The organism is Streptomyces sp. NBC_00536, from assembly GCF_036346295.1.
Classification (GTDB): domain Bacteria; phylum Actinomycetota; class Actinomycetes; order Streptomycetales; family Streptomycetaceae; genus Streptomyces.
In genome coordinates, this window is the sequence record NZ_CP107819.1 from 1,640,064 (window position 1) to 1,660,970 (window position 20,907).

Sequence of the window (20,907 nt, forward strand, 5' to 3'; positions counted from 1 at the left end):
CGGGTGGGCGATACTGGGTTCGAACCAGTGACCCCTTCGGTGTGAACGAAGTGCTCTCCCACTGAGCTAATCGCCCGGACGCACCGCAAACATTACCGCATGTCAGCGGTGCTCCCGACCAGCGTCGGGCGGCCGCTACTTCTTGGCGTTCCAGGGCAGGGTCAGCCCGTACTTCCACAGGTAGAAGCCGATCAGCACGCCCGCGATGACGAGGCCGACGCTGGTCAGGATGATGTTGCGGCGGCGGACCTTCGGGTCGAGGGCCTTCTGGGCCGCCTCGGACACCTTGCGCTTGGTCCAGCGCAGCACGACCTGGGCCCAGGCGAACTCGGTGGCCCAGATGACCAGGCCCGCGAAGATCGCGACCCAGCCCGGGCCGGGCAGGACGAGCATCGCGATGCCCGCGGCGATGACGGCCAGACCGACGATGAAGACGCCGACCTGCCAGCTGAGGTGCAGGCCGCGGCGGGCCCGGATGAAGGCGGGCGCCTTCGACACGTGACGCTCTTCGTCCGGAGCCGCGTCCGATGGAGTGGATTCGGCGGATTCCGGCGATGCGCTGGTCGCGGACTCATCGGTCTCGCGGTTACTCCCCGTATTCATGGGGTCGAATCTACCGGAGCCCGATGCCCGTCTGAAGCACACACGAATCGTCGTTTGGATCCGCCGTCCGAGGGACCCAGAGGTCCGCAAAACGGTCAGAGGGGTTTACAACGGCACCGTAGGTGGCATGTCGATTTCGCCGACGTGCGAATCCCCGAGCGCACACTGAGCGAAAGGCCCTGGCGCTTATGAACACCACGGTCAGCTGCGAGCTGCACCTGCGCCTCGTTGTGTCGAGCGAGTCCTCACTGCCTGTACCCGCGGGCCTGCGGTATGACACGGCCGACCCCTACGCCGTGCACGCCACCTTCCACACCGGCGCCGAGGAGACGGTCGAATGGGTATTCGCCCGCGACCTCCTCGCGGAGGGCCTTCACCGGCCCACCGGTACCGGCGACGTCCGCGTCTGGCCGTCCCGCAGCCACGGTCAGGGCGTCGTATGCATCGCCCTGAGCTCACCGGAGGGAGAAGCACTGCTCGAAGCACCCGCACGAGCACTCGAGTCGTTCCTCAAGCGGACGGACGCCGCGGTCCCACCCGGGACCGAACACCGGCACTTCGACCTCGACAAGGAGCTCTCCCACATCCTGGCCGAAAGCTGAGCCAGGCCTACCACCGCTCGACACCGTCCGACTCGGGGCGACGGTGCGGGCGGAACAACCACATACGCATGTACCGGCGCTGTTCCCGCGGAAGCCACCCGCGGGGACGGCGCCGGTGCGCGTGGGGACCTCTCGGCTAAAGTCGGCGACCAGCGCGGCGGCCCAGTTCAGCGCCGCCGCAAGACCGGCCACCAGGGAGCACCCGTTGCAGATCCCCCACGACACCCGGCGCGCACTGGACGTCGTCGTCGCCGTCGTGAACACCGCGGCCGAGGCCGGCCAGCCCGACGGGCTGGCGGACGTCGGCTCGCTGCGCGCCTTCGTGCACGAGTTCGCCATCAGCGACGTCGGCGAGCTGAGTGCCCGCGACCTCTCCGGCGTGCGCGCCGTCCGCGCCAAGTTCGCGCAGATCTTCGCGGCACCGAACTCCCGTGCGGCCTCCGTACTGATCAACGAGCTGGTCGCGACGGCGGGCACCACGCCCCAGCTGACCGACCACGACGGCTACGACTGGCACGTGCACTACTTCGCCCCGGGCGCCTCGGTCGGCGACCACCTGGCGGCGGACGGCGGGATGGCGCTCGCCTTCATCGTGGTCTCCGGCGAGCAGGAGCGGCTGCGCCGCTGCGAGGCCCCGGACTGCCGGCGCGCCTTCGTCGACCTCTCGCGCAACCGGTCGCGGCGCTACTGCGACAGCCGGACCTGCGGGAACCGGCTGCACGTGGCGGCGTACCGGGCCCGCCGCAAGGACGCGGCGGCGGATCCGGTGCCAGGGCAGGTGTCAGAGCAGGAAGAGGTCGTGCACGGCGGCGAGCAGCAGCAGGACGCCGATCACCGTTAGGAAGATCATCAGCGGCGGCTGGGAGAGCGCGAAGAGACAGCCGCGCGCCTCTTCGGGCGGCGACGGCGGCGACGGGGATCCCGGCGGTGCGGATCCCGGCGATGGGGGCGGTGCGGACCGTGCGGCCGGTACGGGCGCCTCTGACGGCATGCCGGACCGGGCGGGGGCGGGAACCGGAACGGGCGCGGGAGCGGCGGCGGGGACGAGGGCCGGGACCGGAACCGGCGGCTCACCCGGCGAAGTGTCGGGCATGTCGGGGCGATGATGACGCAGTGCGCCGCGGTTCGCCCCTCAACACGCCAATGACGACGCGGCAGTTCGTCAGATCCCGTGTTTCCGGCCGGTCAGATCCCGTGCTTCTTCAAGATCGCTTCGATGTCGGAGAAGTCCTCCGTGGGCGCGGCGGCGGCCCGCTGCGGCGCGGCCCGCTGGCCCGTACCGGCGCCGAGCGAGGGCGCCGAGGCGGTCGGCGCGACCGCGGCCTGCTGTTCGGACCGGCCGGACCGGCCCTTGCGTCCCGCCTTCTCCACCGTCGCGGGCTCCTCGCCCGCCGCACCCAGGCGTCGGCGCTCGACGGCCCGGGTGGCCGTGAAGAGCAGCCACGCGAAGCCCAGCACCCCGAAGCCGATCCAGGCCGTCAGGCTGAAGGCGGTCCCGGCCGCCCACTTCACCAGGCCCGTCATCGCCAGGGCCACCGGGACCAGCGCGTACGCGGTGATGCGCGCCGCCGCCAGGAAGCGTCTGCGGTAGGCCGTGAGCGCGGCGATGCCCAGGCCCGCCGCGGACACCGCGGAGCATATGGTCTCGGCAAGCATGGGTTCCTCCAGCCCTGGGCGATCCGTCCCCTCCATCGTGCACCGGGGACGGCCGCGGGGGCCATGCGCCGGAGCGGAACGGGGCCGATCTCCGGGAGATCTCCGGGTCGTCCCTCCTCCCCAGGTCGCGGTCGGGGCCGGGCGCCGGGGCTGGGAGACTGTCCGCATGACCGATTCCCAGCCCGCAGGCTCCCCCTCCCCGGACTCCCCCTCCCCCGTGACCCTTGAGGTCTGGTGCGAACTGCAGTGTCCGGACTGCACCAGCGCCCTCGACGACGTGCGCGCCCTGCGGGCCCGGTACGGCGACCGGCTGGACATCGTGCTGCGCCACTTCCCGCTGGAGAAGCACAAGCACGCCTTCGCCGCCGCGCAGGCCGCCGAGGAGGCCGTGGCCCAGGGCCAGGGCTGGCCGTACGTGGAGGCCGTGCTGGCCCGCACCGCGGAGCTGGCCACCCGCGGCGAGGCGCTGCTGCTCGATGTCGCGCGCGAACTGTCGCTGGACGTCGAGGAGTTCGACGTGGCGCTGATCGACGGGCGGCACATCCTGATCGTCGACGCCGACCAGGCCGAGGGCAAGGCGATCGGCGTGACCGGTACGCCGACGTACGTGATCGGCGGCGAGCGGCTGGACGGCGGCAAGAGCCAGGAGGGGCTGCGCGAGCGGATCGAGGAGATCGCCGACCGGCTCCTCGCGCACCCCGCCTGAGCACCGGACACCCCCTGGGTCATCAGGTCATCTCCGGCCGTCGGTCACACCAGCTCCTTGGCGAAGTTGACCAGGGTGGTGCGGTAGCCGAGGGACTCGTACAGGCGCTCCGCCGGGGTGTTGCCCGCGAAGACGTGCAGGCCGAGGGTGTCCAGCCCGGCCGCGCGGGCGGCGCCCTCGGCGAGCAGCATGAGGGAGCGGCCGTGGCCCCGGCCGCGCATGTCCTCGGCGACCTCGACGTCGAAGACGTAGGCCTGCCCGGCGGACCGTCCGATCCAGATGTGCCCGGCGCGTATCCCGGCCGCTTCGAGGACGAGGATGTCCACGCCGGGGGTGTCCGGCCCCTGGGGCAGCTGGCCCGCGTGGTCGGCGACCGATTTGGCGTGGGCGGCCTCCGGTGACAGGCCCCGGTCCTCCCAGTTGCCGGCGTACCGGTCGGTGGCGGCGGCCAGCCAGGGTCCGTACTCCTCGGCCGTGATCGGACGGCCGGTGATCCCCGCGGGCAGCGGGACCGGTTCGCGGGCGAGGTCCTTGACCATGTTGCGGCCGGTCCGCGCGTACCCGAGGACCGCGGCCAGCCGCAGGCCGCCGTCGGAATCCGCCGGGACGGAGACCGTCACCCGCCGACAGCCCCAGGAACGCAGCACTTCCTCCGCGGCGAGCCCCGCCACCGTGGCGCGGCCGCGGCGGCGGTCGGGTTCGTCGACGGACAGGTCCTGGATCTTCCCGACGACGAGGGATCCCAGCGGTTCCGCCGCGGTCAGCAGCAGGGCGCCGACCCGTCTGCTGTTGACCCGGATCTCGTACGGACGCGAACGCGCCCCCGACGGACTGTGCTGGAGCGGCGCGGACGGCCGCAGGGTGGTGGTCATCAGGGTCTTTCTACCCGCCGTACGGGCCCCAGTCAGCCCGGTTTTCGCCGCCGCGGCAGCGGACCGCCGGACCGATCACGGATCGAGGTCGGCCCCGGACCGCTCGTCGAAGATCCGCAGGGCCTTCGCGGTGACGGGACCGGGCACCGCGCCCAGCGTCCGCCCGTCGATCCGGTGGACGGCCTGGACGTCGCGCAGCGAGGAGGTCACGAAGATCTCCTCGGCCCGCTCCAGGGCCTCGAAGGGCAGGTCGGTCTCCTTGGCGCCCGTCCATGCGACGACGAGGTCGCGGGTGATGCCCGCCAGGCAGCCGGAGGCGAGCGGCGGGGTGTGCAGTTCCCCGTCGAGGACGACGAAGACATTGGATCCGGTGCCCTCGCAGAGCCGGCCGACGGTGTTGGCGAAGAGGGCCTCGGAGGCTCCGGCCCGGTGGGCGGCGGCCAGCGCGACGACGTTCTCCGCGTAGGAGGTGGTCTTCAGGCCCGCGACGGCGCTGCGCTCGTTGCGCACCCAGGGGACGGTGATCACGGCGGTGGCGTCGGGGCGCCGGGTGGCCGGGGCCAGCGCGACGATCAGGGTGGGTCCGGCCTCGCCGCGGTCGGAGCCGAGGGGCGAGAGCCCTCCGGTGTAGGTGATCCGCAGCCGCCCGAACGGGGTGGCCGCGGAGCCCGCCTCCAGTACGGCGGCGCAGGCGCGCCGGACCTCGTCGAGATCGGGGTCGGGCAGTCCGAGGCCCCGGGCGGAGCGGGTCAGCCGGTCGAGGTGGCGGGTGAGGGCGAACGTACGGCCGCCCTCGGCCTTGAGCGTCTCGAAGACGCCGTCGCCGACGGTCAGCCCGTGGTCGAACACGGACACCTTGGCGCTGTCGGCGTCGCGCAGCGCTCCATCGAGCCAGATCGGCGTCGCAGTCGGCATCGTCACTGAACGGTCCCTCCACTTGCACTGTCACTGTGCTGGTACGTGCCCGACGCTACCGCGAGCAGCCGGGCCGCCTTGAGTTCGGTCTCCGCCCACTCGCGGTGGGGGTCGGAGCCCCAGGTGATGCCCGCGCCGGTGCCGAAGCACAGGCGGGGGCCGCCCGCGGCCTCGCGGTCGATCCAGAAGGTGCGGATGCCGACGGCCAGCTCGGCGGTGCCGCGGTCGGCGTCGACCCAGCCGATGCCGCCGCAGTAGGGGCCGCGCCGGGCGGTCTCCAGGGCCTCGATGATCCGCAGGGCGGAGGACTTGGGGGCGCCGGTGACGGAGCCGGGCGGGAAGGTCGCGGCGAGCAGTTCGGGCCAGCCCGCGCCGTCGGCGAGGTCCCCGCTGACGGTGGAGACGAGGTGGACCAGGCCCGGGTGCTCCTCGACGGCGCACAGCTCGGGGACGGTGACGGAGCCGGTGGCGCAGACCCGGCCGAGGTCGTTGCGCACCAGGTCCACGATCATCACGTTCTCGGCGTGGTCCTTCTCCAGCAGGTCGGCGGCGGTGCGGCCGGTGCCCTTGATGGGGCCGGACTCGATCCGGCGGCCGGTGCGGCGCAGGTACAGCTCGGGGGAGGCAGTGGCGATCTCGACGCCGTGCGCGGGGAGGCGAATCGTTCCGGCATAGGGGGCCGGGTTGCCCCGGGCGAGCAGCGCGGTGAGCGCGTCCACATCGGCCGCGCCGCTGCCGGCCGCGACCGGCAGCGGCGCGGACATCACCCGGCAGAGATTGGCCTGGTAGACCTCACCGGCGGCGATGTGCTCGCGGATGCGCCGTACGCCCGCGACGTACGCGGCCCGGTCGAGCGAAGAGGACCAGTCCCCCGCGGCGGGCCCGCGCCAGGCGCCGGGAACGGGCGCGGGAACGGGGTCGGGGCGTATGTCCCCGAAGCGCGCGCAGGTCAGCCGCCCCTCGAAATCCGCGGACACCGCCCAGAAGCCGGTGGAGTCCAGGGCCGAGGGATCGCTGGTGACATCGCGGAGGTCGGTTGCGAGGAGGCCGCCGAAGCGGGCCATGGGAGCCAGGTCGTGCACGGCTGCGAGTCTATGACCGGTGACGGGTCGGCGCCGGTGGGGTGACCTGTGGTGATCGGGCGGCAGCACGCTGCGGAAACGCGTTTTTGAGCTGGCTCGGGAATCCGCTAGAGTTCAACACGTCGCCAGGGAGCGCCGGGGGAAACCCCAGCCGCGAACACGGTGACCTGCGGACGTAGCTCAGTTGGTAGAGCACCACCTTGCCAAGGTGGATGTCGCGAGTTCGAGTCTCGTCGTCCGCTCGAAGTGGGGGATCTTCCCGAGAACCCTTGCTCAGCTCCATGGTGGAGTGGCCGAGAGGCGAGGCAACGGCCTGCAAAGCCGTCTACACGGGTTCAAATCCCGTCTCCACCTCCAAGGACGATTAGCTCAGCGGGAGAGCGCTTCCCTGACACGGAAGAGGTCACTGGTTCAATCCCAGTATCGTCCACTTGATCCGCAAGGATCACCCGCGCGATTAGCTCAGCGGGAGAGCGCTTCCCTGACACGGAAGAGGTCACTGGTTCAATCCCAGTATCGCGCACGCTGTACAGTTACAAGCTGTGGTTCTGCCGCAGTCCCCGCGCGATTAGCTCAGCGGGAGAGCGCTTCCCTGACACGGAAGAGGTCACTGGTTCAATCCCAGTATCGCGCACCGCCCGAAAGCCCCGGCCGTTTCGACGGCCGGGGCTTTCGCGTTCCCCAACGGAACGGAACGGAACGCGAACGGAACGGAACGCGAAAAGGGTGCTGCCCGTACGACGTCTCCGTCGTACGGGCAGCACCCTTCTCCTGCCGTCCGCCGCACCCCCGTCCCCACGGGGCTGAAGGCCGATGTCCCGGCCCGGGCCGCTCTCCCGGGCCTGGGGGCGCCGCTCAGCGCCCCAGCATCGCGCCCACGGACGACGCTTGTGCCGCCACCTGGTCCCATCCTCCGAAGAGGAAGAACAGGACGGCGGCCAGGGGGAGGACCATCGCCGCGGCGACCAGCGGGTGCCGCGTACCGGACTCGTGGCCGTTGAACGCGAATGCCTTGCGTCCCTGCCGTGCGAAGCCCGCCATGGCCCTCTCCCTGTGGTTGGCAGCGGCAGGCTTGTGACCTCGGGGGACGAGTGCGCCACCCGCCGCTTGTCTTCAACACTAGGGGGGCGGGCGGCTCCTGGCCTCATGCCCTCGTACCCATGACGGGCCTCCAGGAGGATGACTGCGGGGAGCCCCGTGTACACCCCTGGGTGGAGACCGCTCCCCCGGTCTGGGGGTCATCCCTGAGGGGGTGGGCGGGGAGGGCGGCCGGGGTCGTCACCCGGGGTGACTTCTCTCACGTCCGCCGCTTCCGGTGCCCGGTCGCGCGCCGCGCGTACGCCGGGCCCGTGCCGCTCGGCGTTCCGGGCCCGGTCCGGGCGGGGGTGCTGCCAATCCCCTTGGCTCAAGGGCCGTTTGGGGGAACGGCCGTTACCCCGGACCCCTGACGCTCGTACCCCTGATTCTCCCTCAAGTGGCCTTCCCCGCACAGACAATCGAATCTCCCGGCGAGGGCGCGGCCTCTGAGCGGACACGCCGGATGGTCCGTAAGCTGTGGCAGGTCAACAGGACGACCGGTCAGCGGGGTGGACATGGCGATGATGCGGCTCCGGCGGGAGGACCCGCGTGTCGTCGGTTCGTTCAGGCTGCACCGGCGGCTCGGTGCCGGCGGCATGGGCGTGGTCTACCTCGGCTCGGACCGGCGCGGTCAGCGCGTGGCGCTCAAGGTGATCCGCCCCGACCTCGCCGAAGACCAGGAGTTCCGCTCGCGCTTCGCCCGCGAGGTGTCCGCCGCCCGGCGGATCCGCGGCGGGTGCACGGCCCGGCTGGTGGCCGCGGACCTGGAGGCCGAGCGGCCGTGGTTCGCCACGCAGTACGTCCCCGGGCCCTCGCTGCACGACAAGGTGGCCGAGGAGGGTCCGCTCACCGCCGCCCAGATCGCCGCGATCGGCGCCGCGCTCTCCGAAGGGCTCGTCGCGGTCCACGAGGCGGGGGTGGTCCACCGCGACCTCAAGCCGTCGAACATCCTGCTGTCGCCGAAGGGCCCCCGGATCATCGACTTCGGGATCGCCTGGGCGACCGGCGCCAGCACGCTCACGCACGTCGGCACGGCCGTCGGCTCCCCCGGCTTCCTCGCCCCTGAGCAGGTGCGCGGCGCCGCCGTCACGCCCGCCACCGACGTCTTCGCGCTGGGCGCCACCCTCGCCTACGCCGCGACCGCCGACTCGCCCTTCGGGCACGGCAGTTCCGAGGTGATGCTCTACCGCGTGGTGCACGAGGAGGCGCACCTGCTCGGCGTACCGGACGCCCTCGCCCCGCTCGTACAGGCCTGCCTGGCCAAGGACCCGGAGGACCGGCCGAGCACGCTCCAGCTGTCGATGCGGCTCAAGGAGATCGCGGCGCGCGAGGCGCAGGGGATCACGGACGGGCGGCCCCCCGCCCAGCGCGCCCGGCCCGAGCGGCCGACGGGACGGCTCGCGGACGATTACGTCGACCAGCGCACCGAGCGGCGTACGGCGGGCACCCCGGCGCTGCGGCCCCACGGCTCCCCCGGTGCGCCGTCCGCGAGCGGCTCGCACGGCGCACAGGACGGAGCGCACGGCGCGCACGGCTCGCACAGTGGTCCGCATGCACGCCCCTCGGGCCCGCGCGAGCCCGGCGGCCCGTCCTCCCGGCCCACGGCGGGACGCACGGGCGAGCGCACGGCCGGACGGCGTACCGACGGCGGGCGCACGGGACCGCGCACGACGGGCACGGGCCGCAGGCCCTCCCGGCCGGACCCGCGGCTGATGCGGCAGCGGCTGATCGTGTTCGTGCTGGTCACGCTGATCGTGGCGCTGGGGATCGCGGTCGCCCAGAAGCTCTGAACCACGACCCTGACCCCCCGGCCTCAGCCGGGGGGTCAGGGTCGGCCCGGGATCAGCCCCGGGGACGGGTCGCGTAGAAGGCCACGGCCGAGGCCGCCGCCACGTTCAGCGAGTCGATCCCCTCCGCCATCGGGATGCGCACCCACTCGTCCGCGGCGCGCAGCGCGTAGGTGGAGAGGCCGTGGCCCTCGGAACCGAGCATGATCGCGGACTGCTCGAAGCGCTCCGGCGGGACCTGGTCCAGCGGGGTGGCCTTCTCGCTCGGCGTCATGGCGAGGATCCGGTACCCGGCCTCGCGGACCTGTTCGAGGTCGGCGGGCCAGTCCGTCAGCCGCCCGTAGGGGACGGAGAAGACGGACCCCATCGAGACCTTGATGGCCCGCCGGTACAGCGGGTCGGCGCAGTCCGGGGACAGCAGGATCGCGCTGATGCCGAGGGCCGCCGCGCTGCGGAAGGCGGCGCCGAGGTTGGCGTGGTCGACGAAGCCCTCGAAGATCGCGATCCGGCGGCCACCGGGCTCGCCGCCCAGCAGCTCCTCGGCGGTCGGCAGGGGCTTGCGCTGCATGGAGGCGAGCGCGCCCCGGTGCACGTGGTAGCCGGTGACCCGTTCGGCCAGCTCGGGGCTGACGGCGTACACCGGTGCCGGAAGCTCGTCGATGACGTCGCGCATGACGTCGACCCACTTCGCGGAGAGCAGCATCGAGCGCATCTCGTACCCGGCGTCCTTGGCCCGCCGGATGACCTTCTCGCCTTCCGCGATGAAGAGTCCCTCGGCGGGCTCGCGCCGTCGGCGCAGCTCGACGTCGGTCAGGCCCGTGTAGTCGCGCAGGCGCGGGTCGTCGGGGTCTTCGATGGTGATGAGATCAGCCACAGGGTGATACTGCCTTGTCCTGGGTGTGGTGCCAACGGCTTGGCCGTACGGGGGGCGTGCGGGGCCTGTGCGGGGATCGTGCGGCCCGAGCGGGTCAGGCGGCCGGGGGGCCGACGTTCACGACGTCACCGATGACGATCACCGCGGGCGGCCGGACCTCCTGGGCGCGGACCGTCTCGCCGACCGTGGCGAGGGTGGCGTCCACCCGGCGCTGGGCGGCGGTCGTGCCCTCCTGGACCACCGCGACCGGGGTGTCGGCGGAGCGGCCGTGCCGGACCAGGGCCTCGGCGATCAGCCCGATCTTGTCGACGCCCATGAGGATCACCAGGGTGCCGGTCAGCTTGGCGAGCGAGGCCCAGTCGACCAGCGACCGCGGGTCGTCCGGCCCGACGTGACCGCTGACGACCGTGAACTCGTGCGCCACCCCGCGGTGCGTCACCGGGATGCCCGCCGCGCCCGGCACCGAGATGGAGCTGGAGATGCCGGGGACCACGGTGCAGGGGATGCCCGCCTCGGCGAGCGCCTGGAGCTCCTCCATGCCGCGGCCGAAGACGTACGGGTCCCCGCCCTTGAGCCGGACCACCGACTTGCCCGCCCTCGCGTGCTCGATCAGCGCGTTGTTGATGGCCTCCTGGGCCATGAACCGGCCGTACGGGATCTTCGCGGCGTCGATGACCTCGACGTGCGGGGCCAGCTCGTCCAGCAGGCCCCGGGGGCCGAGCCGGTCGGCGATCACCACATCGGCCTCGGCCAGCAGCCGGCGGCCGCGGACCGTGATCAGGTCCGGGTCGCCGGGGCCGCCGCCGACCAGGGCCACGCCCGGGTTGCGCTTCGCGCGGCCGTGGGCCGGAGCGGCGAGGGTGCCGTCGCGCAGCCCCTCGACGATCGCGTCGCGCACGGCGGCGGAACGGCGCGGGTCGTTGCCGGTGAGCACGGCGACGGTGACGCCCTCGCTGCGGCCGGTGGCCGGGGTCCAGGCGGTGGCCGCGTCGGCGTCGTCGGCGCGCACGCACCAGACCCGCTCGCGCTCGGCCTCGGCGGAGGCGGCGTCGTTGGCGGCCTTGTCACGGGTGGCGATCAGGGCGTACCAGGTGTTCGCGAGGTCGCCGTCCTGGTAGCGGCGGCGCTCCCAGCGGATCTCCCCGGTCTCGGCCATGACGTCCACGGAGGGGGTGGCCGACGGGGAGATCAGCAGCACGTCGGCACCGGCCGCGACCAGCGCGGGCAGCCGGCGCTGTGCGACCTGGCCGCCGCCGATGACGACGACCCGGCGGCCCGCCAGACGGAGGCCTACGGGATAGGCGGGGTGTGCGGCCATGCGGGGCTCCTCGTGCGGGGGGTTCCGGTGCGGGCGGATCTCGCGGCGGCGGTGGCGCGAATCGCGGGGTCAACGTTACGGGCCGGGGCGGGCCGGTGCCGGTCCGGGGGCGGGATTTGCCGCCCCCTCCCCCGCCCTCCGCCCTCCGGGCGGGCCGGTCGCCCCGGCGGCGGGCGAGCGCCGTCGCCCGGGCGCGGCCCGGTTCGCCCTCCGGGGGCGCCTCAATCGCCGGCGAGGCTGAAATGACCGCCCCCGGCGGTAGCCGGAGAAGCTTGATGCGCCACCCCCCGCAGCGGGGCGATATCGGCCCCGCTGCGGGCAATTCCAGCCCCGCCAGCGGGCAACCTCAGCCCCGCCGCGGGCAATTCCAGCCTCGCCGGCGTTTGAGGCGCCCCCGGAGGGACCACCCCACCGCAGGGCGATTCCAGCCCCGCAGCGGGCAACCTCAGCCCCGCCGGCGATTGAGGCGCCCCCGGAGGGCACCCCAGCCGCAGCGGGGCAATTTCAGCCCCGCAGCGGGCAATCTCAGCCCCGCCGGCGTTTGAGGCGCCCCCGGAGGGACCACCCCACCGCAGGGCGATTCCAGCCCCGCAGCGGGCAACCTCAGCCCCGCCGGCGATTGAGGCGCCCCCGGAGGGGACTCGAGCCGCGGCGGCGTTCGGACGGGGCGTGTCCGCGGGCGGGGGCCATTTCAGCCTCGTCGGCGATTGAGGCGCCCCCGCCCCCGGAGGGGCGGACCGGTGGGCCGGGGCTACTTTTCGGTGACGCCTGCCGAGTCGAAGGTGGCGACCTCGTGCATCGCGCGGGCCGCGCTCTGGACCAGCGGGAGGGCCAGCAGCGCACCGGTGCCTTCGCCGAGGCGGAGGTCGAGGTCGACGAGCGGGCGCAGGCCGAGGGTGTTCAGGGCCGCGACATGCCCCGGCTCCGCACTGCGGTGGCCCGCGATGCAGGCCGAGAGGGACTCCGGAGCGATCGCCCGGGCGACCAGCGCCGCCGCGCCCGCGCTCACGCCGTCCAGGATCACGGGGGTGCGGAGGGAGGCCCCGCCGAGGAGCAGGCCGACGATCGCCGCGTGCTCCAGGCCGCCGATGGCCGCGAGGACGCCGACCGGGTCCGTCGGGTCCGGCTGGTGGAGTTCCAGCGCCCGGCGGACGACCTCGACCTTGCGGGCGTGCGTCTCGTCGTTGATGCCGGTGCCGCGCCCGGTGACCTCGGCCGGGTCGACCCCGGTGAACACCGAGATGAGGGCCGCGGACACGGTGGTGTTCGCGATGCCCATCTCACCGGTGAGCAGCGCCTTGTTGCCCGCCGCGATGAGGTCGCGGGCGGTCTCGATGCCCACCTCGATGGCGGCCACGGCCTCCTCGCGGGTCATCGCGGGCTCGACCGACAGGTCGGCGGTGCCCGGACGGACCTTGCGCGGGAGCAGTCCCGGGGTCGCGGGCAGGTCGCCCGCGACGCCCACGTCGATGACGCAGACCTCGGCGCCGACCTGGTTGGCGAAGGCGTTGCAGACCGCGCCGCCGCCGAGGAAGTTGGCGACCATCTGCATGGTCACCTCCTGCGGCCACGGCGTGACGCCCTGGGCGTGCACGCCGTGGTCACCGGCGAAGATCGCGACGGCGGCGGGCTCCGGGATCGGCGGCGGGCAGACCCGGGAGAGACCGCTGAGCTGGGCGGAGATGATTTCGAGCATGCCCAGGGCCCCGGCGGGCTTGGTCATGCGCTTCTGCCGCTCCCAGGCCTCGCCGAGCGCCTTCGCGTCGAGCGGGCGGATGCTCGCGACCGTCTCGGAGAGCAGGTCGTGCGGCTCCTCGCCGGGCAGCGCGCGGCGGCCGTACGTCTCCTCGTGGACCACCCAGGACAGCGGGCGCCGCTTGGACCAGCCGGCCTGCATCAGTTCGGGCTCTTCGGGGAACTCGTCGACGTACCCGACGCACAGGTAGGCCACGACCTCCAGGTGCTCGGGCAGGCCGAGCGTACGGACCATCTCGCGCTCGTCGAAGAAGCTGACCCAGCCGACGCCGAGGCCTTCGGCACGGGCGGCGAGCCAGAGGTTCTCGACGGCGAGCGCGGAGGAGTACGGGGCCATCTGCGGCTGGGTGTGCCGGCCGAGGGTGTGGCGGCCGCCGCGGGTGGGGTCGGCGGTGACGACGATGTTCACCGGGGTGTCGAGGATCGACTCGATCTTCAGTTCCTTGAACTGCTTCGCCCGGCCCTTGGGCAGCGACTTGGCGTACGCCTCGCGCTGCCGCTGGGCCAGTTCGTGCATCGTCCGGCGGGTCTCGGCGGAGCGGATGACGACGAAGTCCCAGGGCTGGGAGTGCCCGACGCTGGGCGCGGTGTGGGCCGCCTCCAGGACGCGGAGCAGCACCTCGTGCGGGATCGGGTCGGTGCGGAAGCCGTTGCGGATGTCGCGGCGCTCGCGCATGACGCGCAGCACGGCTTCGCGCTCGGCGTCGTCGTACGCCGGGGCGGCTGCGCCGCGCTCAGCGGGTTCGGCCTCTTCCGTGGCCACGGGCTCGTGTTCGGGCTGCGGCGCCGGTTCGGCCGCTTCCGCGGCCACGGGCTCCTGCTCGGGCTGCGGCGCCGGTTCCGGCTCGGCCGGGGCCTCGGCGGCGGGCACGGCCACCGGCTCGGGGAGCGCCTCGACGGAAGCGGCGGCCTCGATGACCTCGATGACCTCGACGGGTGCGGCCACGGGGGCCGGGGCGGGGGCCTGCTCGGGCTCCGGCACGGCCACCGGCTCGGGCACCACGGCCAGGACGGGCTCCGCGACCGGCTCGGCAACGGGTTCCGCGACGGGCGCGGGGGCCACCGGGGCGGGCTCCACGACGGCCACGGGCTCGGCCACGGCGACCGGTTCGGGCTGCGGGGCGGCCGGGACGACCGGCTCCGCCGTCCACGGGGTGCCCGCCTGGAGCGGGATCTCGCCCAGCTGGGGGCCGGGCAGCGCACCGGTCTCCGGACGCGGGACGTCCAGGTATTCGACGCCGCCGAGGGTCGCCGGAGCGGTCTGGACGACCGGCACCGGCACCGCTGCGGGGGCCACGGCCACGGCCACGGGAACCTCGACGGGCGCGTCCGCCGGTACCTCGACCGGCACCTCGACGGGCGCCACCACGAGCGCTTCGGCGGGGACTTCGAGGGGGGCTTCGGCCGGTGCCGGGACCTCGACCACGACCTCGGCCGGAGCCTGCGCCGGGGTCTCCGCCGGGGGCTCGACAGGAGCCTCGACCGGCGCCGGGACCTCGGCGGCGGCCTCGGGGGCCGGGACCTCGGCCGGAACCGGAACAGGAACAGGAACAGCAACAGGAAGCGGGGCCTCTGCCGGCGCTTCCACGGCTTCCACCGCTTCTGCCACCACGGCTTCGGCGGGGGCCACGGGCGCGGCCGGGGCCGGGGCCGCCGGGGCGGTCACGACCGGGGCGAGCGGGGCCGGGGCGACGGGGGCCACGGGCGCCGCCGGGCCGCGGTCGGCGAGGGACCGTACGACGCCACCCGAGGCGTCGGGGACCGGCGGGCCCATGTGCAGCGGGCGCCGGGCCGGGGTCACCGGGGCGGCGGCGGGCGCCGTCACCGGGGCGGCCGGGGGCGGCAGCAGGCCGCCGAGGTCGAGGGCGCCGGAGTCGCGGCCGCCCGCCTCGTGCGCGCCGTGCGTGTAGGACCCGGTGTCGGTGGGGCCGGGCTCCGCGAAGCCGGGCGCGGGCGCGGGCTCGTAGAACCCGTCGGAGTAGCCGCCCTCGACGGGGAAGACGGGGGCCGGGGGCACCACCTGCGGGTCGCTCCACGCGCCCTGGCCGCTGGGCATCAGCAGCAGCTCGTCGTCCTCGGCGGGGTTGTCCATCAGGTCCTGGAACGCGTACCCGCCGGTGCCGTGCGGCGGAACCTGCGGAGTCTGCGGGACCTGCGGAGTCTGGAGCGGCTGCGGGACCGGCGCGGGGATGCCGTGCTGATCCACCATGCCCGCGCTGTCCGGGAGGCCCTCGCCCGGAACCTGGCCGGTGTCAGTCATGCGTACCCCTCGCCCATCGGTGTTGCTGCTTCGATCGCCCGGCGCCCGTATGACCAACGAGCGTGGCCGCCGTGCGGCACGAGCCCCTCGGGCACGCCGCCGCCGACAACCACTAAGCATTGTCGCGCCCGTTCGCCACCATGGCGGCCATAACTGCCACGGACTGCTGTGGACTGCGCCACGTCGGGCGTCCTGTGGTGCCGCTGTGCCCGGAGTGACAGGGCAGTACGACGATCGGCCAGCCTACCCCGGGGCTTGTCCTAGGTCTTAGGGGGGCGTTCGGCGGCGATGAGGAAGACGACGGAGCGTTCCTGTTCGCGCCAGGTCCGGGTGTCCATGCCCACGGACTGCAGGAGCGCGCAGTCGACGGCGTACCCGCGTTCGGTCAGGGCGCGGCCGATCGCCTCCGCTTCGTCGCGGGTGGAGGCGTGGGTGACGATCCGTTCGGGACGGCGGTCGGCGCAGGCCTCGACGACCGGGACTCCCCCGCCGCCGATGCGGATGACGTCGGGTTCGGGGAGGTTCTCCAGTACGTGCGGTGCGCGGCCCGCGACGGCCTGGAGGAGCACGCCGCGGCGGCGGGCGGCGACTTCGATCCGGTCGCAGGCGCGGGGGTCGGCGTCGACGGCGATGACGGCCGCGCCGAAGGCGGCCGCGTCCACGGCGAGCGCGCCGGTTCCGGCGCCGATGTCCCAGACGAGGTCGCCGGTGCGGGGGCCGAGCCGGGCCAGTTGGGCGGCGCGCAGCAGCGCCGATTCCCCTTCCCCGCCCGGGGTTCCCCGGTGGTGCTCGCCCGGGTGGCCGGGGTGGGCCCAGCCGCGGGCGCCCGCGGCGGCCACGGCGACGGCGGTGGGCTGGCCCATGAGCCAGCCGGGGTCGGCGGAGACGGGTCCGCCGCCGCCGACGACGATCACGACGTTGGGGTCGCGCCAGCTGTGGTCGGCGGCCCGGTCGGAGGTGAGGACGGTGACGCGTTCCTTGTCGGTGCCCAGTTCCTCGCAGATGACGAAGGTCCGGTGGACTCCTTCGAGCAGCAGGGCGAGTTCGGCGGGGCCGGCGCCGGGCGAGGTGAGGACGGCGACCTTGGTGTGGGCGCGGCAGACGTTGACCGCGCGGCGCAGGGTGCGGCGCTGGGCCACGACGACCTGGGCGTCGTCCCAGGGCATGCCGGCGCGGGCGAAGGCGGCGGCCACGGAGGAGACGGCCGGGACCACTTCCACTTCGAGGCCGTGCTCGGGGGCGCGCAGGGCCCGTACGACGCCGAAGAAGCCGGGGTCGCCGTCGGCGAGGACCACGGCGGTGCCGCGGTGGCCCGCGATGCGGCGGGCGGCGAGGCCGAGGCTGCCGAGGCGGATGCGTTCGGCGGCGGGCGGGATCTCGGGGAGCGCGAGGTGGTGGGCGGCTCCGGCCACGAGGGTGGCGGCGGAGAGCGCTGACCGGGCGGCCGCGGTCAGGGGCGAGCCGTCCCAGCCGATCACCGTGACCCGGTCGGCCATCGTCGTCGGTCTCCCTGGTGTGGGTGGTGCGGGGGCGGCCCGGCGGTGTGGGCGGGCACGGTGAGACTACCTGCTGAGCGGGGGGCCGGGGGTCGCCGGGCGGCGCGGGCGGGTTCCGGTCTGCCCCGGTGCCGGATCAGTTCCGGTCCGCCCCGGCGGCGGTGCGGCGTTCGGGCGCGGGGGCGGTTCGCGGCTCGGGCTCGGGGGCGCTGCGCTGTGCCGGCGCGGGGGCGGTTCGCTGTTCGGGCACGGCGTGGAACTCGCCGTAGCCGTCGAGCACATCGAGGTCGTCGAGGTCCTCGGGGACCAGGCCCCAGACGAGCAGATCGGTGCGGGTGTCGGCCCATCTGCCGTCGGCCGTCTGGGTGCGCACTATCCAGGCGTTGCGCAGGACGCCCTCGCTGATGCAGCCGATCTTCTGGGCGACCTGCTGGGAAGCGGCGTTGTCGGCGGCGGTGCGCAGTTCGAGGCGCTCGAAGCCGTGGTCGCGGAAGAGCCATTGGGCGACGGCGAGTACGGACTCGCAGGCGTAGCCCTCGCCGCGGGCCCAGGGGGCGGTGGCGTAGCCCACCTCGGCGCTGAGGCAGCGCCAGTCGGTGTGGCGGACGTGGACGGTGCCGACCAGCCGGTGGGTGAGGAACTCGGTGACGGCGAAGATGATGCCGCGGCCCTCGGTGCGCTCGCGGTCGGCGCCGCCGGTGGCCCAGCGGTGGGCGTCGGCGCGGGTGTAGGGGTGCGGGACCTCGGTCCAGGCCGTGATGAGTTCGTCGTTCATCATCTCGATGAGCGCGGCGACGTCCTCTTCCTCGAAGGGGCGCAGCACCAGCCGGTCCGTGCTGATGGAGACGTCCGGGAAGGTGGTTGTCATGCGCAGCTCCATGCCTGAGACCGTGGCCGTAGAGCCACAGCATGCAGTATCGGTCCTGTGGTGTGCAGGGCCGGGCTGCCCGGATGCGGGCAGGCCGTGGCGGTGCGGGCGCAGCGCGCGCGGCCCCGCCCGCCCGGGGAGGGCGTGCGGGGCCGGGGCGGCGTTGCCGGACCTGGACGAGGGTCAGGACGTGACCGGGGTCAGGAGGCCGGGGCACCGAAGGCCGGGATGACCGAGCCCTGGTACTTCTCCTCGATGAACTTCTTGACCTCGTCGGAGTTCAGGAGCTTGGCGAGCTTCTGGATCCGGGGGTCGTTCTGCTTGCCGTCCTTCACCGCGAGGAGGTTGGCGTAGGGGTTGCCCTCGGCCTTCTCCAGGACCAGCGCGTCCTTGGCGGGCACGAGCTTCGCCTCGATGGCGTAGTTGCCGTTGATGACGGCGGCGTCGACGTCGTTCAGGGCGCGCGGGACCGTGGCGGCCTCCAGCTCCTTGAACTCCAGGCCCTTCTTGTCGGTGATGTCGGCCAGCTTGGCGGCGGTGCCGACACCCTCCTTGAGGGTGATGAGCTTGTTCGCGGCGAGCAGCTGGAGCGCGCGGCCCTCGTTGGTGGGGTCGTTCGGGACGGCGACGGTCTGGCCGGCCTTGATCTCCGTGAGGGACTTGACCTTCTTGGAGTAGAGGCCGAGCGGCTCCAGGTGGACGTTGACCACCGGGACGATGTGGGTGCCGTTCTTCTTGTTGAAGTCGTCCAGGTACGGCTTGTGCTGGAAGAAGTTCGCGTCGACCTGGCCCTGCTCGGTGGCGGTGTTGGGCAGGACGTAGTCGGTGAACTCCTTGACCTCGATCTTGAGGCCGTCCTTGGCCGCCAGCTTGTCCTTGACGAAGTTCAGGATGTCGGCGTGCGGGCTCGGGGAGGCCGCGATGACGAGGGGCTTGCTCTCGTCGGTCTTGCCGCCGTCGGACTTCGTGGAGGACGGGTCCGAGGAGGTGCCGCAGGCGGTGAGGCCGAGGGCGAGGGCCGCGGTGGTGGCGGCGAGGGCGGTGAACTTGATGGAGCTGCGCACGAAGAGTGCCTCTTTCCTGGTGGTGCGGATAACGCCCGAGCACGACGAGTGCGGGCTGTGGGAGGAGAGAAAGTCTGTGGGGGGGCGCCGTGCCCCGGTCAGGCTGTCCGGCCGCGGCGGGCGAGGAGGCGGACCACGCCGTCGCCGAGCAGCTGGATCACCGTGACGAGCAGGATCAGTACGACCACCGTGGCGACCATGAAGCCGGTCTCGAAGCGCTGGAAGCCGTAGGTGATCGCCTTGGAGCCGAGGCCTTCGCCGCCGACCGCGCCCGCCATGGCGGAGTAGCCGACGAGGGTGATCACGGTGGTGGTGACGGCCGCGATCAGCGAGGGCAGCGCCTGCGGGAGGAGCACCTTGCCGACGAGGGTGGGGACGCCGCCGCCCATGGACTCGACGGCCTCGACCAGTCCGTGGTCCACGCCGCGGACGGAGGTCTCGACGAGCCGGGCGAAGAAGGGGATGGCGCCGATGGCGAGCGGGACGATCATCGCGGTGGGGCCGATGAAGGTGCCGACGACGGCGGTGGTCACCGGGATCAGGAAGATCAGCAGGATGATGAACGGCATCGAGCGGCCGACGTTCACGATCGCCCCGAGGACCTTGTTGACCACCCGGTTCTGCAGCAGGCCGCCGGTGTCGGTGAGGACGAGCAGGATGCCGATGGGCAGGCCGCCGAGGACGGTCACCAGGGTGGACCACAGGACCATGTAGAGGGTGTCGTACGTGCCCTGCGTGAGCAGGGGCTGCATCTCGGACCAGGTCACTTGGCACCATCCTTGACCAGCTGGGCCGGGACGGTGCCGGCGACTGCGGAAGCTTCGGGGGCTTCAGCGCCTTCGGGGGCTTCAGCGTCGACCCTGTCGACCTGGAGGCCCCGCTCGCGCAGGAAGCCGACCGGGACGACGTTGTCCTCGTAGCGGCCGGGGAGTTCGATGCGCATCCGGCCGACCTGGCGGCCAGCGACGGTGTCCATCGCGGCGCCGAGGATCGAGATGTCGACGTTGTAGGTGCGCGCCAGCTGGGAGATGACCGGCTGGGCGGCGGCCTCGCCGTGGAAGGTGACGTCGACCACGGTGCGGTCGATGCCGGTGGCGGCGCCGCTGACCGGGAAGAGTTCGTCGGCGAGTTCGGAGCCGGGGGTGGCCAGCAGTTCGGAGACGGTCCCGGACTCGACGATCCGGCCGCGCTTCATCAGGGCGGCGGAGTCGCAGACGGCCTTGACCACGTCCATCTCGTGCGTGATGAGCAGGACGGTCAGGCCGAGCTGCCGGTTGAGGTCGCGCAGCAGCTGGAGGATCGAGCGGGTGGTCTCGGGGTCGAGGGCGCTGGTGGCCTCGTCGGAGAGCAGCACCTTGGGGTCGCCGGCCAGGGCGCGGGCGATGCCGACGCGCTGCTTCTGGCCGCCGGAGAGCTGGCCGGGGTAGGACTTGGCCTTGTCGGCGAGGCCGACGAGGTCGAGGAGTTCCAGGGCCTTGCGGGAGCGCTCGCGGCCGGAGATCCCGAGGATCTCCAGGGGCAGCTCGATGTTGCCCTGGACGGTGCGCGAGGACAGCAGGTTGAAGTGCTGGAAGACCATGCCGATGCGGCTGCGGGCCTCGCGGAGTTCCCTGCCCGCGCGGCGGCCGCGGCCGGCCAGCGCCGTGAGGTCGACGCCGTCGACGGTGACGCTGCCGGTGGTGGGGCGTTCCAGCAGGTTCACGCAGCGGATCAGGGAGGACTTTCCGGCGCCGCTCTGGCCGATGACTCCGTAGACCTCGCCCTCGCGGACATGGAGGTCGACGCCGTCCAGGGCGGTGACCTCGCGGCCACGGGACTGGTAGACCTTCGTGAGGCCCGATGTGGTGATCACAGGAATTCCGTCGCTGTCGAGTGCACGGCATGGCAGACCGGGCACGGGGCAATCATCTGGGGACGCGATACGGGACGAACCGGGATGAATCGGCGGTTCGACGCCGGGCGTGGGGCAGGA

The 20,907-nt window shown here is 73.3% G+C and carries 19 protein-coding genes and 6 tRNA genes; 9 read left to right on the plus strand and 16 right to left on the minus strand.

What is annotated here, in order from left to right:
• Positions 1 to 4: 4 nt before the first annotated feature.
• Both OHS33_RS06920 and OHS33_RS06925 read right to left on the minus strand, forming a co-directional pair.
• Positions 5 to 76: transfer RNA gene (locus tag OHS33_RS06920), tRNA-Val, on the minus strand.
• Between the two features lie 59 nt (positions 77 to 135).
• Positions 136 to 603: a TIGR02611 family protein gene (locus OHS33_RS06925; RefSeq protein WP_330329495.1), complete on the minus strand. Its 468-nt coding sequence runs from the start codon at positions 601 to 603 to the stop codon at positions 136 to 138.
• A 188-nt stretch (positions 604 to 791) separates the two neighbouring features.
• Between OHS33_RS06925 and OHS33_RS06930 the strand changes: the two genes are divergently transcribed.
• Positions 792 to 1,205, plus strand: coding sequence for an SsgA family sporulation/cell division regulator (locus OHS33_RS06930; RefSeq protein ID WP_030011909.1), 414 nt, complete (start codon positions 792 to 794; stop codon positions 1,203 to 1,205).
• A gap of 205 nt (positions 1,206 to 1,410) precedes the next feature.
• A complete protein-coding gene (locus OHS33_RS06935; RefSeq protein WP_330329496.1) occupies positions 1,411 to 2,046 on the plus strand; it encodes a CGNR zinc finger domain-containing protein in 636 nt (211 codons plus the stop codon).
• Here the strand turns inward: OHS33_RS06935 and OHS33_RS06940 are convergent.
• Together OHS33_RS06940 and OHS33_RS06945 are read right to left on the minus strand one after the other, a co-directional pair.
• The gene (locus tag OHS33_RS06940) at positions 1,987 to 2,298 is read right to left on the minus strand and encodes a hypothetical protein (protein ID WP_330335346.1); all 312 of its coding nucleotides are present in this window, start codon (positions 2,296 to 2,298) and stop codon (positions 1,987 to 1,989) included. The two genes, OHS33_RS06935 and OHS33_RS06940, sit on opposite strands and share 60 nt — an antisense overlap.
• Positions 2,299 to 2,390: 92 nt before the next feature.
• Positions 2,391 to 2,861 (minus strand): hypothetical protein, encoded by a 471-nt coding sequence (locus OHS33_RS06945; protein WP_330329497.1) that lies wholly within the window; start codon positions 2,859 to 2,861, stop codon positions 2,391 to 2,393.
• Positions 2,862 to 3,027: 166 nt separating this feature from the next.
• On the opposite strand from OHS33_RS06945, the gene OHS33_RS06950 reads away from it, so the two are divergent.
• The gene (locus tag OHS33_RS06950; protein WP_330329498.1) at positions 3,028 to 3,567 is read left to right on the plus strand and encodes a DsbA family protein; all 540 of its coding nucleotides are present in this window, start codon (positions 3,028 to 3,030) and stop codon (positions 3,565 to 3,567) included.
• Between the two features lie 44 nt (positions 3,568 to 3,611).
• Here the strand turns inward: OHS33_RS06950 and OHS33_RS06955 are convergent, their stop codons facing one another.
• The 3 genes from OHS33_RS06955 to OHS33_RS06965 all read right to left on the minus strand — a co-directional run bounded on the left by OHS33_RS06955 (position 3,612) and on the right by OHS33_RS06965 (position 6,436).
• Positions 3,612 to 4,439, minus strand: a complete 828-nt coding sequence (locus tag OHS33_RS06955; protein WP_330329499.1) for a GNAT family N-acetyltransferase — start codon at positions 4,437 to 4,439, stop codon at positions 3,612 to 3,614.
• Positions 4,440 to 4,514: 75 nt separating this feature from the next.
• Positions 4,515 to 5,354, minus strand: a complete 840-nt coding sequence (locus OHS33_RS06960) for an aminotransferase class IV (RefSeq protein ID WP_330334935.1) — start codon at positions 5,352 to 5,354, stop codon at positions 4,515 to 4,517.
• Between the two features lie 2 nt (positions 5,355 to 5,356).
• On the minus strand, positions 5,357 to 6,436 hold the full coding sequence (locus OHS33_RS06965; protein WP_330329500.1) for a chorismate-binding protein: 1,080 nt from the start codon (positions 6,434 to 6,436) through the stop codon (positions 5,357 to 5,359).
• A gap of 169 nt (positions 6,437 to 6,605) precedes the next feature.
• Here OHS33_RS06965 and OHS33_RS06970 point away from each other — a divergent pair.
• The 5 genes from OHS33_RS06970 to OHS33_RS06990 all read left to right on the plus strand — a co-directional run bounded on the left by OHS33_RS06970 (position 6,606) and on the right by OHS33_RS06990 (position 7,070).
• Positions 6,606 to 6,678 (plus strand) — tRNA-Gly (locus tag OHS33_RS06970).
• Between the two features lie 41 nt (positions 6,679 to 6,719).
• Positions 6,720 to 6,793: transfer RNA gene (locus OHS33_RS06975), tRNA-Cys, on the plus strand.
• A 1-nt stretch (position 6,794) separates the two neighbouring features.
• Positions 6,795 to 6,866: transfer RNA gene (locus tag OHS33_RS06980), tRNA-Val, on the plus strand.
• A gap of 21 nt (positions 6,867 to 6,887) precedes the next feature.
• Positions 6,888 to 6,959 (plus strand) — tRNA-Val (locus OHS33_RS06985).
• A 39-nt stretch (positions 6,960 to 6,998) separates the two neighbouring features.
• Positions 6,999 to 7,070: transfer RNA gene (locus tag OHS33_RS06990), tRNA-Val, on the plus strand.
• Positions 7,071 to 7,291: 221 nt separating this feature from the next.
• Here OHS33_RS06990 and OHS33_RS06995 read toward each other — a convergent pair.
• Positions 7,292 to 7,477 (minus strand): hypothetical protein, encoded by a 186-nt coding sequence (locus OHS33_RS06995; RefSeq protein ID WP_330329501.1) that lies wholly within the window; start codon positions 7,475 to 7,477, stop codon positions 7,292 to 7,294.
• Between the two features lie 545 nt (positions 7,478 to 8,022).
• Between OHS33_RS06995 and OHS33_RS07000 the strand changes: the two genes are divergently transcribed.
• Complete coding sequence (locus OHS33_RS07000) at positions 8,023 to 9,303, plus strand: protein kinase domain-containing protein (protein ID WP_443065254.1); 1,281 nt, start codon at positions 8,023 to 8,025, stop codon at positions 9,301 to 9,303.
• Positions 9,304 to 9,355: 52 nt separating this feature from the next.
• Here OHS33_RS07000 and OHS33_RS07005 read toward each other — a convergent pair whose 3' ends face one another.
• The 8 genes from OHS33_RS07005 to OHS33_RS07040 form a co-directional block, all read right to left on the minus strand.
• Positions 9,356 to 10,174 carry a TrmH family RNA methyltransferase gene (locus OHS33_RS07005; protein WP_330329503.1) on the minus strand — a complete coding sequence of 273 codons (819 nt, stop codon included), beginning with the start codon at positions 10,172 to 10,174 and terminating at the stop codon, positions 9,356 to 9,358.
• Positions 10,175 to 10,268: 94 nt separating this feature from the next.
• Positions 10,269 to 11,492, minus strand: a complete 1,224-nt coding sequence (gene cobA, locus OHS33_RS07010) for a uroporphyrinogen-III C-methyltransferase (protein ID WP_330329504.1) — start codon at positions 11,490 to 11,492, stop codon at positions 10,269 to 10,271.
• A gap of 751 nt (positions 11,493 to 12,243) precedes the next feature.
• Positions 12,244 to 15,507, minus strand: a complete 3,264-nt coding sequence (gene cobT / locus OHS33_RS07015) for a nicotinate-nucleotide--dimethylbenzimidazole phosphoribosyltransferase (protein WP_330329505.1) — start codon at positions 15,505 to 15,507, stop codon at positions 12,244 to 12,246.
• A gap of 260 nt (positions 15,508 to 15,767) precedes the next feature.
• On the minus strand, positions 15,768 to 17,003 hold the full coding sequence (cbiE, locus tag OHS33_RS07020; protein WP_330329506.1) for a precorrin-6y C5,15-methyltransferase (decarboxylating) subunit CbiE: 1,236 nt from the start codon (positions 17,001 to 17,003) through the stop codon (positions 15,768 to 15,770).
• Positions 17,004 to 17,139: 136 nt separating this feature from the next.
• A complete protein-coding gene (locus tag OHS33_RS07025; protein WP_330329507.1) occupies positions 17,140 to 17,871 on the minus strand; it encodes a GNAT family N-acetyltransferase in 732 nt (243 codons plus the stop codon).
• A gap of 200 nt (positions 17,872 to 18,071) precedes the next feature.
• Positions 18,072 to 18,935, minus strand: a complete 864-nt coding sequence (locus OHS33_RS07030) for a MetQ/NlpA family ABC transporter substrate-binding protein (RefSeq protein ID WP_330329508.1) — start codon at positions 18,933 to 18,935, stop codon at positions 18,072 to 18,074.
• 98 nt (positions 18,936 to 19,033) lie between these two features.
• Positions 19,034 to 19,702, minus strand: coding sequence for a methionine ABC transporter permease (locus tag OHS33_RS07035; protein WP_330329509.1), 669 nt, complete (start codon positions 19,700 to 19,702; stop codon positions 19,034 to 19,036).
• Positions 19,699 to 20,787 carry a methionine ABC transporter ATP-binding protein gene (locus OHS33_RS07040; protein ID WP_330329510.1) on the minus strand — a complete coding sequence of 363 codons (1,089 nt, stop codon included), beginning with the start codon at positions 20,785 to 20,787 and terminating at the stop codon, positions 19,699 to 19,701. The genes OHS33_RS07035 and OHS33_RS07040 overlap by 4 nt, the downstream gene beginning before the upstream one ends.
• Positions 20,788 to 20,907: the final 120 nt, after the last annotated feature.